The sequence below is a fragment of the Acidaminococcus timonensis genome (genome assembly GCF_900106585.1).
Classification (GTDB): domain Bacteria; phylum Bacillota; class Negativicutes; order Acidaminococcales; family Acidaminococcaceae; genus Acidaminococcus; species Acidaminococcus timonensis.
The window spans coordinates 1-14,555 of the sequence record NZ_FNWH01000005.1; the positions used below are offsets into that span (position 1 = coordinate 1).

At 57.1% G+C, this 14,555-nt stretch carries 17 protein-coding genes; 2 read left to right on the forward strand and 15 right to left on the reverse strand.

Going from position 1 to position 14,555, the window contains the following annotated elements; all coding sequences use genetic code 11:
- Window positions 1–19 precede the first annotated feature (19 nt).
- The 14 genes from mreB to BQ5462_RS01980 all read right to left on the reverse strand — a co-directional run bounded on the left by mreB (window position 20) and on the right by BQ5462_RS01980 (window position 12,284).
- Complete coding sequence (gene mreB, locus BQ5462_RS01915) at window positions 20–1,054, reverse strand: rod shape-determining protein (RefSeq protein WP_083378036.1); 1,035 nt, start codon at window positions 1,052–1,054, stop codon at window positions 20–22.
- Window positions 1,055–1,058: 4 nt separating this feature from the next.
- Window positions 1,059–2,318 (reverse strand): UDP-N-acetylglucosamine 1-carboxyvinyltransferase, encoded by a 1,260-nt coding sequence (gene murA / locus BQ5462_RS01920; protein ID WP_071142112.1) that lies wholly within the window; start codon window positions 2,316–2,318, stop codon window positions 1,059–1,061.
- 55 nt (window positions 2,319–2,373) lie between these two features.
- Complete coding sequence (locus tag BQ5462_RS01925; RefSeq protein ID WP_071141776.1) at window positions 2,374–2,802, reverse strand: hypothetical protein; 429 nt, start codon at window positions 2,800–2,802, stop codon at window positions 2,374–2,376.
- Between the two features lie 272 nt (window positions 2,803–3,074).
- Window positions 3,075–3,266 (reverse strand): hypothetical protein, encoded by a 192-nt coding sequence (locus BQ5462_RS01930; RefSeq protein WP_071141777.1) that lies wholly within the window; start codon window positions 3,264–3,266, stop codon window positions 3,075–3,077.
- Between the two features lie 56 nt (window positions 3,267–3,322).
- Entirely contained in the window at window positions 3,323–3,763 is a 441-nt protein-coding gene (gene atpC / locus BQ5462_RS01935) for an ATP synthase F1 subunit epsilon (RefSeq protein ID WP_071141778.1), read from the reverse strand.
- A 4-nt stretch (window positions 3,764–3,767) separates the two neighbouring features.
- A complete protein-coding gene (gene atpD, locus BQ5462_RS01940) occupies window positions 3,768–5,219 on the reverse strand; it encodes a F0F1 ATP synthase subunit beta (protein ID WP_071141779.1) in 1,452 nt (483 codons plus the stop codon).
- A gap of 36 nt (window positions 5,220–5,255) precedes the next feature.
- Window positions 5,256–6,164 (reverse strand): ATP synthase F1 subunit gamma, encoded by a 909-nt coding sequence (gene atpG, locus BQ5462_RS01945; protein ID WP_071141780.1) that lies wholly within the window; start codon window positions 6,162–6,164, stop codon window positions 5,256–5,258.
- Between the two features lie 16 nt (window positions 6,165–6,180).
- Window positions 6,181–8,034 carry a F0F1 ATP synthase subunit alpha gene (gene atpA, locus BQ5462_RS01950; protein WP_071141781.1) on the reverse strand — a complete coding sequence of 618 codons (1,854 nt, stop codon included), beginning with the start codon at window positions 8,032–8,034 and terminating at the stop codon, window positions 6,181–6,183.
- Between the two features lie 47 nt (window positions 8,035–8,081).
- Complete coding sequence (atpF, locus tag BQ5462_RS01955; RefSeq protein ID WP_071141782.1) at window positions 8,082–8,579, reverse strand: F0F1 ATP synthase subunit B; 498 nt, start codon at window positions 8,577–8,579, stop codon at window positions 8,082–8,084.
- Between the two features lie 41 nt (window positions 8,580–8,620).
- Window positions 8,621–8,878 (reverse strand): ATP synthase F0 subunit C, encoded by a 258-nt coding sequence (gene atpE / locus BQ5462_RS01960; protein WP_071141783.1) that lies wholly within the window; start codon window positions 8,876–8,878, stop codon window positions 8,621–8,623.
- Window positions 8,879–8,904: 26 nt separating this feature from the next.
- Entirely contained in the window at window positions 8,905–9,612 is a 708-nt protein-coding gene (gene atpB / locus BQ5462_RS01965) for a F0F1 ATP synthase subunit A (protein WP_071141784.1), read from the reverse strand.
- 51 nt (window positions 9,613–9,663) lie between these two features.
- The gene (locus BQ5462_RS01970) at window positions 9,664–10,080 is read right to left on the reverse strand and encodes a hypothetical protein (protein ID WP_071141785.1); all 417 of its coding nucleotides are present in this window, start codon (window positions 10,078–10,080) and stop codon (window positions 9,664–9,666) included.
- A gap of 6 nt (window positions 10,081–10,086) precedes the next feature.
- Entirely contained in the window at window positions 10,087–11,253 is a 1,167-nt protein-coding gene (gene wecB, locus BQ5462_RS01975; RefSeq protein WP_071141786.1) for a non-hydrolyzing UDP-N-acetylglucosamine 2-epimerase, read from the reverse strand.
- Window positions 11,254–11,270: 17 nt separating this feature from the next.
- On the reverse strand, window positions 11,271–12,284 hold the full coding sequence (locus BQ5462_RS01980; RefSeq protein ID WP_071141787.1) for a glycosyltransferase family 4 protein: 1,014 nt from the start codon (window positions 12,282–12,284) through the stop codon (window positions 11,271–11,273).
- Between the two features lie 246 nt (window positions 12,285–12,530).
- On the opposite strand from BQ5462_RS01980, the gene BQ5462_RS01985 reads away from it, so the two are divergent.
- Entirely contained in the window at window positions 12,531–13,070 is a 540-nt protein-coding gene (locus tag BQ5462_RS01985; protein ID WP_143038003.1) for a chromate transporter, read from the forward strand.
- Window positions 13,070–13,642, forward strand: coding sequence for a chromate transporter (locus tag BQ5462_RS01990; protein ID WP_071141789.1), 573 nt, complete (start codon window positions 13,070–13,072; stop codon window positions 13,640–13,642). Before BQ5462_RS01985 ends, BQ5462_RS01990 begins: the two co-directional genes overlap by 1 nt.
- On the opposite strand, the gene BQ5462_RS01995 is transcribed toward BQ5462_RS01990, so the two are convergent.
- Window positions 13,611–14,537, reverse strand: coding sequence for a LysR family transcriptional regulator (locus BQ5462_RS01995; RefSeq protein WP_071141790.1), 927 nt, complete (start codon window positions 14,535–14,537; stop codon window positions 13,611–13,613). The genes BQ5462_RS01990 and BQ5462_RS01995 overlap by 32 nt on opposite strands.
- Window positions 14,538–14,555: the final 18 nt, after the last annotated feature.

Here is a 14,555-nt window from a genome sequence, read left to right on the forward strand (position 1 = left end):
GTTTCACACCCCTTTTGTTTTATTTTCTTTCCATCAATTCCAGCAACGCCGGGTCATCCAGCGCCATACCGGCGCCCCTGGCCACACATTCCTGGGGATTGGAGGCCACCCGGGTCCGCACATGGGTCCCGGCCTGGATACATTCATCCAGCCCTTCCAGCAGGCTTCCGCCACCGGTCAGGACAATTCCCGTATCCAGCAGGTCCGCCGCCAGTTCCGGGGGTGTCTTTTCCAGCACACTGTGCAAACAGGTCAGCAGGGAAACCACCGGTTCCTCCAGACCCCGCCGCAGTTCCTGGGCTCCCAGCCGTACTGTGGTAGGCAGGCCCGTAATGGTATCCCGGCCCCGGATGATCCGGTTGCCCCGGCGACCCCTGGGACTCACCGTTCCAATGTCCAGCTTGATCTCCTCCAGCTGACTGCTTTCCACCTGCAGATGAAGATGGTCTTTCAAATACCGGTCCACGGCCCCGTTGAATGCCTCTCCCCCCATCCGGAGGGATGCAGAATGGATGATCCGCCCCATGCTCAGCAGTGCCACACTGGTGGTCCCGCTGCCGATGTTCATCACCAGATGCCCTTTGGGTTCCTGGATGGGCAGTCCGGCGCCCAGCGCCGCTGCCACCGGTTCCTCGATCAGATAGGTTTTTGCCGCCCCGGCCAGAAGGGCCGCTTCTGTCACCGCCCGGCGTTCCACACCGGTCACTCCGGTGGGGACACAGAGCATAACCCGGGGCTTGAAGAACAGATTCCTGCCCACCACCCGATCCAGGATGGTTTCCAGAAGCCCCACAGCCCCGTCAAAGTCAGCGATGACCCCATTTTCCAGGGGCCAGACCACTTCCCACTGGCCCTTTCCGGTCATTTCCCGGGCCTTGGAACCGATGGCTCCCACCTTGCCGATACTGGGTTCCACAGCCACCACTGAAGGCTCCTGGAGCACGATGCCCCGGTTCTTCATGAAAACCCGGGTGGTGGTGGTCCCCATATCGATGCCCACATCCACCGGATTGAACAGCCGGGAAAACAGGCTCCTCTTTTCCGTCCGTTTCATGGGCTCAGCCGATCCGCTGGATGTCGGCTCCCAGGCCGGTCAGTTTGGCCACCAGGTTCTCATAGCCCCGATCGATATGGTAGATGTCAGTGATTTCCGTGGTCCCGTCCGCCACCAGGCCTGCCAGTACCATAGCTGCTCCGGCCCGCAGGTCCGTAGCCCGTACCTGGCAGCCATACAGCTTGGGGACTCCTTCCACGATGGCCGCCCGGCCGCCGTTGGTATGGATATTGGCTCCCATGCGCAGCAGTTCATCCACATGCATGAACCGGTTCTCGAACACCGTTTCCAGAACGGAACTCTGGCCCTTGGAAATGCACATCATCGCCATGACCTGGGCCTGCATATCCGTGGGAAAACCGGGATAGGGCAACGTCTTGATGGTAATGGCCTTCAGCTGTTCCGGCCCCACCACATGGACGGAATTGATGGCTTCCTCCACAATGGCACCAGCTTCCCGCAGTTTGGCGATCAGCGGCTTCATGTGTTCGCACAGCACGTTTTCCACCACGATATCCCCATGGGTCATGGCACCGGCCACCATAAAGGTTCCGGCTTCGATCCGGTCGGGGATCACCGTATGTTCTCCGCCCTTCATGCTTTCCACCCCATCGATGCGGATGGTGGTGGTGCCGGCACCCCGGACCTTGCCGCCCATGACGTTGATGTAGTTGGCCAGATCCACGATTTCCGGTTCCTCGGCCGCATTTTCAATGATGGTGGTCCCTTTGGCCATGGAGGCAGCCATCATCAGGTTTTCCGTGGCACCCACGCTGGGGAAATCCAGATAGATGGTGGTCCCGGTCAGACCGTGAGGGGCAAAGGCTTCGATATATCCGTGTCCCTGTTCGATGGTGGCACCCAGGGCCTCGAAGCCCTTCAAGTGGATATCGATGGGACGGGTGCCAATGGCACAGCCCCCGGGCAGGGAAATCTTGGCCCGGCCGATCCGCGCCAGCAGGGACCCCATGACCAGGAACGAAGCCCGCATGGTACTCACCAGATCATAGGGGGCTTCCCAGCCGGTCACTTCCCGACTGTCGATTTTCAACGCATGGGGCTGGGAATGATCCACTTTCAGCCCCAGACATTCCAGCACCTTGCAGATGGTGCTCACATCCTCCAATTCCGGCACTTCCAGAATGGTACTTCCTTCCGTTCCCAATACAGAAGCTGCAATAATGGGCAATACTGCATTCTTGGCCCCGCTGACCCGAACAGTCCCCTGCAGCCGGTGACCACCCTTTACTACCAGTTTCTCCACGCCTGATTCCACACCTTTCTTTTCCAGAAGAGAAGCGATGCTTCCCCCTCGCTCATTACGATTTCGAATGAATACCCCACCGTTGTTTGTGTCGTTTTTGCTGTTCACTGAGTTCCTGATCCAGGGCCTGCCGCATTTCGTGCTGTTCCCGGTACTTTTCTGCCCGGACAGCCGCGGTTCCGGCCGGATCATCCTTTATTTTTCTGCGCTGGGCAATTTCCCACTCCAGTTTGGCTTTTTCCGCCTTCTGACGTCGTTTCCGGGATTCTTCCCGGGCCCTGGCCTCCAGTTTCTGCCGGGGCGTCAGATTGTGTGCATTCAGGAACTGGGCCCGCCGTATCAAATAAAGAGGGACCACCAGTGGCATCAGCAGAAATGTCCCGATGACCCATACATTTTTATGACGCATCCCGATGCTGTGGCTGTCCAGAAAGATGACCCAGGTCACCAGGCAGCATACCACCAAAAACACCATGTTGGACAATCCGTACGGCACCCCCTCTATGTCTTCGGGACTTCCAATCCAATGCCAATTTTGATAACTAAACTATTATACCATATCTCGTCCTGATTGCCATAGGGAAATAGGAATGGAACCAAACCACCATACCTGGGAACGGGCTCCCCTTATGGGTAGCCCCTACGAAAGGCAGGAGCTTTCGCCGATGGATGCGTAGGGACGGCCCATAAGGGACGTCTGAACCCAGGTCGCCCAGCGGGCAAAGAAAAAGAGTGCCGCAAGCGCGACACTCTTTTTTAAAAATGTCTTGTATGGGTCCGCAGCCGGTCCGCCAGGATGTTGTAATAGACCTGTTTTTCCTGAATGGTTTTTTTCAGTTTGCGGATCTGTTCTTCCGTTTTTGCCTCTTCCAGAAGTTCTTCCAGTTCGACCAGCTCCAGGCGCAGCTGCCCCATCTTGCTGGCTGCCATCTTGCTGATAAAGTCCACAGCGGTCCCCCTCTCTACCTGCTGTAACGAACTTGCGCCCTCTGCCCGGGATTTTCTCAGGACCCCAGGGTAAACGGTGCTGCTTTCCCCACCAGGGAAGCTGTCTTCAGACGAGCTTCGGCACGACGCAGGATTTTTTCTGTATGTTCGATATCGGTCAGATTGTCAGGGTGGTCCAGCCGGGCCTGGGCTTCTGCCCGGACCTTTTCGTACCGGGCCACGTCGATTTTTTCTGCCCGTTCCGCCCGGGGGGTCAGGATGATGACTTTGTTATCCTTGACTTCTGCAAAGCCGCCCTCCACGTAGACCAAAATCACATGGTTGTCCTTATCCTGCAATTTCAGGGGCCCCTCCCCCAAAACAGCGATCAAGGGTCCATGGTTGGCCAGGATGCCGACACCCCCATTTACTGTATTCAACAAGACATAGGAAATATCCTTCCTTTTTACCAGAAGTTTTTCCGGTGTCAGGACTTCCAGACTCATTACATTGGCCATGATCTCATTCGCCCTTCAGTTTCCTGCCCTTGGCCACCGCTTCATCGATGCTGCCCACCATATAGAAGGCATTTTCCGGCAGATCATCGTGCTTGCCTTCCAGGATTTCCTTGAAACCCCGGATGGTATCGGACAGGGGGACGTATCTCCCTTCCTGGCCGGTGAACTGCTGGGCCACGAAGAAAGGCTGGCTCAGGAACCGTTGTACTTTCCGTGCCCGGGATACGGTAAGCTTATCCTCTTCGTTCAATTCTTCCATGCCCAGGATGGCGATGATGTCCTGCAGTTCCTTATAGCGTTGCAGGATCTTCTGCACCCCCCGTGCCACCTCATAGTGTTCTCTCCCGATTACCAGCGGATCCAGGATCCGGCTGGTGGAGGCCAGGGGATCCACAGCCGGGTAAATGCCCAGTTCCACGATTTCACGGGACAGGACCGTCGTTGCGTCCAGATGGGCGAAGGTGGCCGCCGGCGCCGGGTCAGTCAGGTCATCGGCGGGCACATAGACTGCCTGTACGGAAGTGATGGATCCGCTGCGGGTAGAAGTGATCCGTTCTTCCAGGGCACCCATTTCATTGGCCAGGGTGGGCTGGTACCCTACGGCCGAAGGCATGCGCCCCAGCAGAGCGGACACTTCAGATCCGGCCTGGATGAACCGGAAGATGTTATCGATGAACAGCAGTACATCCTGCCCGGCCACATCCCGGAAGTATTCTGCCATGGTCAGCCCGGTGAGGCCCACCCGCATACGGGCTCCAGGGGGTTCGTTCATCTGTCCGTACACCAGGGCCGTCTTGTCGATGACCCCGGATTCCTTCATTTCGCCCCACAGGTCATTCCCCTCACGGGTCCGTTCTCCCACACCGGAGAATACGGAATAGCCCCCGTGGTTGGTGGCGATGTTGTGGATCAGTTCCATGATCAACACGGTCTTGCCCACACCGGCACCGCCGAACAGCCCGATCTTGCCGCCCAGGGAATAGGGTGCGATCAGATCCACGACCTTGATGCCTGTTTCCATGATCTTGGTTTCCGTGGACTGGTCTTCCAGGGCCGGAGCCGGACGGTGGATGGGCCAGTAATCAGAGGCCTGCACCGGTGCAGGGTCATCGTCCACCGTTTCGCCCAGCACATTGAACACCCGTCCCAGGCACCCTTTGCCCACCGGTACGGTGATGGGGCTGCCTGTATCCACAGCTTCCATATTCCGGGTCAGACCGTCGGTGGAGCTCATGGCTACGGCCCGTACCACATCGTTGCCAATGTGCTGCACCACTTCCGCTGTCAGATGCACATGGATGTTCCTGGCAGCCTGGGCATCGATACGGATGGCGTTATAGATGGCCGGCAGTTCTTTATCCGGAAACCGGATATCGATGACCGGCCCCATGACCTGGACCACATGGCCGATATGGCCTCTGGCCTTGGCAGAGACCTGGGCCACGGCCCGGTCCATTTGTTTCTTTTCTTCTTGCGACACGATTGTGCCCCCTTATTTCAAAGCTTCAGCACCGCTGACGATTTCATTGATTTCCGTGGTGATGCTGGCCTGTCTCACTTTCTGGTAATACACCTGCAGCTTGCCCAGCAGGTTCTGGGCATTGTCCGTGGCCGTGCTCATGGCCGTCATCCGGGAAGCCAGCTCACAGGCCGAGCTCTGGATGAGTGCTGTAAAGATCTGGCTGCGCAGGTAATACCGGGCCAGATAGGACAGCATCTCCGCCGGTTCCGGTTCGAAGATCAGGGTGGAATAATCCGTAGGATCATCCGCCTCCCAGACTTTCTCCCCCTGTACCTCCAGGGAATCTTTGGCCTTGGGCTGCACCGGAAGGATGGGCACAGTCCTGGGAATCTGCACCATGGCGGATTTGAAGTAGGTATAGATGATATCCACCTCGTCCACTTCTCCGTGGATGAACATGGATTCCACATAATCGGCGATTTCCTCCGCCGCTTCGAACGTTGGCTTTTCGGAAAATCCCGTCCAGCTCTTATCGATGTGGTAGCCCCAATGGTTCAGGCCGATCCGGATCTGCCTGCCTACGGCCAGCAGGGGAGAATCTTCCTTCCCCCGCAGTTCCACGCTGGTGTATTTCACCACGTTGTTGTTGTAGGGTCCGGCCAGTCCCTTGTCGGAACCCATGACAATATAAGCCGTCTTGTACACGGGACGCTTTTCCAGCAACGGATTCTTCTTCAGGTCCAGATGGGCCATGACGGAAGGATCGCTGACGGCTTCCTGCAGGATTTCCCGCAGTTTGTCGGCATAGGGCAGGCTGGATTCGGCCCGCTGCTGGGCCTGATGCATCCGGGCCGAGGCCACCATCTGCATGGCCCCGGTGATTTTACTGATGCTGCCCACAGTTTTCATGTGGGCACGGATCCCGCTGGTATTGGCCATCTTCGCTCACCCGCCTTTACGCCTGCGCGCCGCCGGGCGCAAACAGCTTGCCAAAATCATCCAGTGCGTCGTCCAGCTGTTGCCTGATGTCATCCGTCAATTTCTGTTCTTTCTCCAGAGACGTGAGGATGATGGAGCAGTGGTTGTCCAAGTACGTCAGCATCTCATAGGCGTACCGGGTCACATCGGCCACCGGTACATTATCCACAAAGCCGTTATTCACCGCATACAGGGAAATCACTTCCTGGGCCATGGAAAGAGGCTGGTACTGCCCCTGTTTCAGGATTTCCGTCACCCGGGCACCACGGTCCAGCTGGGCCCTGGTCTCTTTGTCCAGATCGGAACCGAACTGGGCGAAAGCCGCCAGTTCCCGGTACTGGGCCAGGGCCAGACGCAGGGTACCGGCCACGCTCTTCATGGCCTTGGTCTGGGCCGCGCCCCCTACACGGGAGACGGACAGCCCGGAGTTCAGGGCCGGCCGCACACCGGAATTGAACAGGTCGGTTTCCAGGTAAATCTGCCCATCGGTAATGGAAATCACGTTGGTGGGGATATACCCGCTCACGTCTCCGGCCTGGGTCTCGATGATGGGCAGGGCCGTCATGGAGCCGCCGCCGTGTCTGGCATTCCGCCGGCAGGCCCGTTCCAGCAGACGGGAATGCAGATAGAATACATCCCCGGGGTAGGCTTCCCGTCCGGGCGGACGACGGAGCAGCAGACTCATGGCACGGTATGCCACGGCGTGCTTGCTCAGATCATCGTAGACGATCAGCACATCCTTTCCCTGATCCATGAAGTATTCACCCACAGCCGCACCGGCATAGGGTGCCAGATACTGCAGAGGTGCCGTATCCGCAGCGGTGGCGGCTACGATCATGGTGTAATCCGCTGCGCCGTACTCTTCAAAGGTATGAGCCAGGCGGGCCACGGAAGAAGCTTTCTGCCCGATGGCTACATAAATGCAGATCACACCTTTCCCCTTCTGATTCAGGATGGTGTCGACGGCAATGGCTGTCTTGCCGGTCCCACGGTCACCGATGATCAGTTCTCTCTGACCCCGGCCGATGGGTACCAGGGCATCCACAGCCTTCAGCCCGGTCTGCAGGGGCACATCCACCGGCTGACGGGCAGCAATCCCCGGGGCCTGGTGCTCGATGGGATATTTGGCCTGGGTCTTGATGGCGCCCTTCCCGTCCAGAGGCTGCCCCAGCGGGTTGACGATCCGACCCAGCATTTCTTCCCCAACAGGGATTTCCATGATTTCGCCGGTACGGCGGACCATATCCCCTTCTTTTATTTCTGTGGCGCCGCCCAGCAGAACGATCCCCACTTCATTTTCCCGCAGGTTCTGCACCATGCCGTAGACGCCGTCGTGCAGGGCCACCAGCTCACCGCTCATGGCTCCGCCCAGCCCGCTGGCGGTACAGATCCCATCGCCGACTTTTTCTACCACGCCGATTTCTTCCAGATCCACCTGGTTCTGGAAGTTTTTCACGCCCTGGCTCAGGGCTTCCGTCATATTGCCCGGTTTTTCCAGGTCCTGATCCTGGAGATGGATTGCCTTCATCAGGGCATCCATTTTCTCCAGCTGCCGCTGCATGGTGGCATCGAACACATGGTCTCCGTACTGGACCAGCACGCCACCCACCACTTTGGGATCCACTTTCTGCTGCTGGATCTGCACCGGCTTCCGGAATTTCTCCATCAGCAGTTTTTCCAGCAGGGTGGCTTCCTCCGCGTCCAGAGGCCGGGCCGTCGTCACCGTGACAGGCAAAAGCTCCTGTCCGGCGAACAGGGCCTGGTCATCCTCTGTAAGGGTCACACGATCCAGGATCTGTTTCCACAGAGCTTCCTTGTTTTTACTATTCATCGGTTGATCCTGCCTCCACGATCCCGCTTACCGGGATCTTTCCAATCTCATTTTTTCTGCTGCTGTTCTGCCAGGGTGGCATCGGTGATTTTGGCCACCAGTGCCTGGTCTTCGGCAGAATCCAGTTTGGCCTGCAGTACCCGGCCGGCGATTTCCGTACTTAACGCAATGATCTGCTCCCGTACTTCCAGCAGGGCTTTCCGTTTTTCCATTTCCACGGTCTGGCGTCCGCTGGCCAGCAGTTCAGCCCGTTCCTTCTGGGCATTGGCCAGGGCTTCATCATGGAGCTGCTGGGCCATGGTATTGGCTCTGGAGACAATATCATTGGCCTCTTTCCTGGCACTTTGCAGTTGTTCCGCATATTGTTCCTTCAACGCTTCTGCATCTTTCCGTGCATGGTCAGCCTGGTCCATATCTTTTACGATTTTGGCCCGGCGATCATCCATGGCCTTCAACAGGGGCTTGTAGGCAAATTTTGCCAATACCCACAGCAGAATGATGAAGTTGACGATCTGTGCAATCAACGTATAGTTGATACTTACCATTCCCTATCGCTTCCTTTCTCCCCGAGGGGTCATCCGTCCGGTTATTTCACGAAGGGATTGGCGAATACCAGCACAATGGCAATGACGGAAGCAATGATGGGGATGGATTCAACCAGACCGATACCGATCAGCATGTTCACCTGGAAGCTCCCGGCCTGTTCCGGCTGGCGGGCCATACATTCCAGAGCTTTGGAAGCCACCGTGGAATCGCCCCGGGTAGCCGCAATGGAAGCGCCTACGCCGATGATGGCAGCGGCCAGGACGGAAGCGACGATAATCAAAGTATTGTTGTCGATCATTTTTTACATCCTTTCTGTTCTCCAGCTCATTTGCTGGAATGGATCTGTTTAAAGATAGGTGCCAGCGCAATCACCGTCAGCATGGTGAAGATGAAAGCCTGGAGAAAGCCGATGATCAGGCTGAAGCCGATCCACAGGTTGGGAACCACCCAGGGGACCAGCATGTACAGCACCGCCAGCAGGATTTCTCCTGCCAGGATGTTCCCGAACAGACGCAGAGCCATGGTCAGAGGTTTGGCCAGTTCTTCGATGATGTTCAGCGGAAGCATCAGGGCAAAAGGAGTCACCAGATGTTTAAAATACGAGGGACCCTGCTGGATGACCCCAATGATGTAGGTAGCGATGGCCACCGTAATGGAAAGGCCCAGGGCCACGTTGATGTCATTGGTGGGAGAAGAGAGATGCACGCCCAGGGACGGCATCAGGCCCAGTTCGTTCCCCACAAAGATGTACAGAAACAGGGTCAGGACGAAGGGAATCGTCACCCTTCTGCCTTCCACGCCCATGTTGGCGTCCATCAGTTTTTCCAGCCATTCGACGATCATTTCCACCAGGTTCTGGATTCCATGGGGAATTTCATGGACCTGCCGGGTGGCGGCAAAAACCAGTACAGCCACAATGATCATGGTCAGCCAGGACATATAGATGGTCTGCATATTCAAGGCGACTCCGGGAAGGACTTCCGTGGTCCCGTAATGGATGACTTCCGAGCTTGCAGCTTCTGCAATTCCCATATCCGTATCACTTCCTTTTCAAAAATTTCTGATGTGTAAGGAGCCAGCGCCCTAAGGCTGCTGTTTTTTATCTCCAAGATGGCAGCGGACCATCTGCATCACCAAACCAACATTCAAACAGACAAAGCCAAGCAGCACCAGCACCGGCTGGCACTTCAGTTTCAGCGCAGCCACGGTCCACAGTAACAGCACTCCAATGCGCAGGAACATCAGACGATGCATGGAAAGGGCCGCCTGCCGGGGCGGTTTGCCCATTCCGCTGAGGATGCCCCAGAGGACCAGCAGGGTATCCCCCAGACCGGCCAGCACCCCCAGGAACACTCCCAGAGGAACGGCTCCGGCGCCCAGGGCCACCAGGGCCAGAAGACCCAGCAGCACCAGTTGTCCCAGAACAATCCGCGTCGCCTGTTTCTTCATACCGGAAGGAGCCTCCGGAGTACCCGGGGGCTCTTTCTGCAGGGCATCCATGGTGGCTTACCGTTTCTCTCCCCCATGGAATTCCGGCATCACTTCAACAGGATACCCATGGGTATGGAGCAGATAGGTCACAATCCGTTGGGCAGCCCGGCCATCCCCGTAAGGGTTGACGGCCTCAGCCATGGACCGATAATACTTTTCATCATTCAGCAGACGGCTGGTGGCGGCGTACACGTCTTCCTTGCCGGTGCCGATCAGTTTGACCGTCCCGGCGGTAACAGCCTCCGGCCGTTCCGTGGTGTTGCGCAGCACCAGGACCGGTTTGCCCAGGGCCGGCGCTTCCTCCTGGATTCCGCCGGAATCGGTGAGGACAATGTCCACCCGGGCCATCAGATTGGCGAAAGGTTCATATTCCATGGGTTCCAGCAGATGGACACGATCCATCTTGCCCAGGACGGCTTCCGCCACTTCCCGCACTTTGGGATTCTTATGCATGGGGAAGATGGCTTCCGCATTGGGATTGTCCTTCAGGACTTCCTTCAGGGCCTGGTATACATGGCGCATGGGTGCCCCCAGGTTCTCCCGCCGGTGGGTGGTCATGAGGATCAGCTTGTGGTCGCTGCGGATGGCCTCTTCCAGTTTGGGATTGTGGAAATCAAATTCCTTCTTCACCGTAGCCTGCAGGGCATCGATCACCGTATTGCCGGTCACGTAAATATCATCTTCCTTGATGTTTTCCTTCAGCAGGTTGGCCCTGGCGTTGCTGGTGGGTGCAAAATGGAAATCCGTGATGTCCGCGGTCAGTTTCCGGTTCATCTCTTCCGGAAAGGGAGAGTATTTGTTTCCGGTCCGCAGCCCGGCTTCCACGTGGCCTACCGGGATCTGCTTATAGAAGGCAGCAAGAGCCCCCACGAAGGTGGTGGTGGTGTCCCCATGGACCAGTACCAGGTCCGGTTTCGCTTCCTCCAGCACATCTTTCAGCCCCATGAGGGCCCGGCTGGTCACATCATACAGTGTCTGGCCGGCGGTCATGATGTTCAAATCATAGTCCGGCCTGATCTGGAACAGATCCAGGACCTGGTCCAGCATTTCCCGGTGCTGGGCCGTCACTGCCACGATGGGTTCCAGCATATCCGGATATTTTTTCATTTCCAGTACCAGGGGGCACATCTTGATGGCCTCCGGACGGGTACCGAAAATCGTCATGACTTTTAATTTTTCCATTGTTCTTCGCCCCTATTTCATGATCTGTCCTGTAAAATCCCGATTTTCCGTGCACCAATGAAAATCACCGCCAGCAGGAATACCAGCAGCGCAATGGCATAGATCCCCTCCATTTCTGTAAGCAGGACTGCCGTCAGGCAGAGCCCTGCACTGATCAAATACATGAAAATCACAGCCTGCCGCTGGCTGAAGCCCATGGCCAGCAGGCGATGATGGATATGTCCCTTGTCCGGGCTGAAAATGGGCCGGCCATTCTTATACCGGCGGACGATGGCAAAGGCCGTGTCCATGATGGGAAGGCCCAGGGCAATGGCCGGAACCAGCAGGGCAATGGTGGCCGCGCTCTTCACAGCCCCAAAAATGGAAATGGCAGCCAGCATATAGCCCAGGAACAGGCTTCCCGTATCACCCATGAAGATGGTGGCCGGGTTGAAGTTGTACCGGATGAATCCGATGATGCCGCCGGCCAGTGCCGCGGTGATCACCGCCACCGGATACAGACCCTGCTGCAGGGCCACCATGATCACCGTCACCGAGGCGATGGCGGATACCCCGGCAGCCAGTCCGTCCAGCCCGTCGATCAGGTTCACCACGTTGGTGAAGCTGACGATCCAGAATACCGTAAAAGGAATGGAAAGGTAATTCAAATAGAAGTAGCCTCCCCAGGGATTGTTCAGCCATTCGATCCGGACCCCAAAGCACACCGGCACCAGAGCAGCAATGATCTGCCCCACCAGTTTCACCCTGGCTGCCAGCTGGAACATATCGTCCAGGATCCCCACGATGGCAATGACGGTGCCGCCCAGCAGGATCCCCACCACGTCACGGGTCAGTTCCATGCAGGTCACGGCCGCCGCCATGAACCCGATGTAAATGGCCAGCCCGCCCATCCGGGGCATGATCCGGTGATGGACTTTCCGTGCGTTGGGTCGGTCCACAGCACCGATCTTGAACGCCAGTTTCTTGACGAAGGGTGTCAGGATCCAGCTGATGATCAGCGATATACTCAATGCCAGTAAGTACGTTTTCACAAAACAAGCCTTTCTGCGGTGTCCCGCCCAGGAAAGGGAAGCTTCCCTCCCCTGTTTTGATTCTCTGTATTGGTTCTTTCATCTTTTGCCCATACAGATTTATTATAGTACAGTTTTATAAAATCTACAATTTATAAAGTTGCCGATTTTGTAAGAAATTGAGCAGTCAAAAGGTGCATCCTCTGTTTTTCCCGTTTACACCTTGTTGCCACCATGTTACACTTAAAAGAATCGGAGGTGTTCCCATTGGATGAACTCATCAAATTGTTTACTGTATTCGCCCGCATCGGCGCAGTGACCTTCGGTGGCGGCTATGCCATGCTGCCCATCCTGCAGGCCGAAGTGGTGGAAAAATATCACTGGGCGGAAGAAGCCGAACTGGCCGACTACTTCGCCATCGGACAGTGTACCCCCGGGGTGATCGCCGTCAACACGGCCACCTTTATCGGGGTCAAACGGAAAGGCACCATCGGCGGCATCGTGGCCACCCTGGGGGTCATCACCCCCTCCATCATCATCATCACGGTGATTGCTGCCTGTCTGGCCAATTTCGCCCAGTTCCAGGCGGTGAAGGATGCTTTTGCCGGCATCCGGGTATGCGTCTGCGTCCTGATCTTCAACGCCGTCAAGAAGCTGATCAAAGGAGCCCTGGTGGACAGGCTCACCTGGCTCCTGTTCCTGGTCATCATGGCTGTGAACCTGCTTTCGGACATTTCTCCGGCCTGGCTGGTGGTCGCAGCCGGCATCATTGGCCTCACGGCCAGGAAACAGAGAGGTGAACTGTGATGGGACTGCTTTTCCAGATGTTCTATGAATTCTTCAAGATCGGCCTGTTCGCCGTAGGCGGCGGCATGGCCACCATCCCCTTCCTGGCCAAACTGGCAGAAGCCACAGGCTGGTTCACCACCACGGATCTGCTGAACATGATCGCCGTATCCGAATCCACCCCCGGCCCCATTGGAGTCAATACTGCCACCTACGTGGGCTATCACATCGCCGGCATCCCCGGTGCCCTGGTGGCCACGTTCGGGCTGGTCACCCCTTCTGTCATCGTCATCCTGATCGTTTCCCAGTTCCTGAAAAAATTCGGAGACAGCAAATACGTGAAGGCCGTCATGTACGGGCTGCGGGCCGCCTCCGCCGGCCTGATCGCCGCAGCAGGTCTTCTGGTGACCAAAGTGACCATGCTCCATCCGGAAGCCTGGAAAACCGGCAACTGGAGCGGGCTGTTCAATATCCGTTCCATTCTGCTGGCCGTGCTCCTGCTGGTCCTGACCCATCGATACAAGAAGGTCCACCCAGTGGCCTTCCTGGCAGCATCCGCCGTCATCGGAATGGTATTCCACTTTGCCGGGTAAGTTCCCCCACCGTACGTTTCACGTACTGGATGAATTTTTTCAAAGCCGGAGACGCCTCCTTTTTGGAAGGCAGGGCAATCCCCAGTTCCAGCCGGTCAGGGGTATCGAAGGGCAATACCCGCACAGCGCCGCTCCATCCGCGGCTGCTCAGAGCGTTGTCCATGGACAGCCCAAGACCTGCTTCCACCATGGTCCAGCAGGTATACATATTGCTGGTGGTAAAACGGATGTCCGGCTGCACATGATATTTTTTCAAAAAAAGGGCCGTATCCGTCCCCTGATGGGGCAGCGGATCGATGAAAGGCTGTCCGTCCAGATCTTCTGGACGGATGGCCTTTTTCGCTGCCAGGGGATGGGATTCCGGGATCCAGGCCACCAGCCGGTCCTGATAGAGGGGGATCCAGTCCCCCTGATACCCGGCATTCCTGTTGAACAGGCAGCAGCTCAGTTTCCGGTCCCGGAGTCCCTGCAGCAGGGTCCGATTACCGGCTTCCTGCACATGGATCCGGATATGGGGGAAATCCCGCTGGAAATCCCGCAATATGGCAGGCAGCCAGCAGGAAGCGATGCTGTAGTAGCTGCCGATGGCCAGCTCCCCCTGTTCCAGGCCCTGCAGACTGGCACTGCGTTCCTGGATCTGGCCGGCCCAGTACAGCAGCTCCCGGATGGCAGGCAGCAGGTCCTGTCCTTCCAGGGTCAGCTCTACGCCCTGGGGACTGCGCTGGAGCAGGGGCAGTCCCAGTTCCCTTTCCAGTCCGTCCAGTACCCGGGTAAGACCGGAAGGAGAATATTCCAGTTCCCGTGCCGCAGCCGTGATGCTTCCCTGCTCTATGGCCTGGAGCAGGGCCTTGTATTTGTTGGTTTCCGTATAGACCCGCCTCTTTTCGTATTGCATTTTATGCAATATTATAAT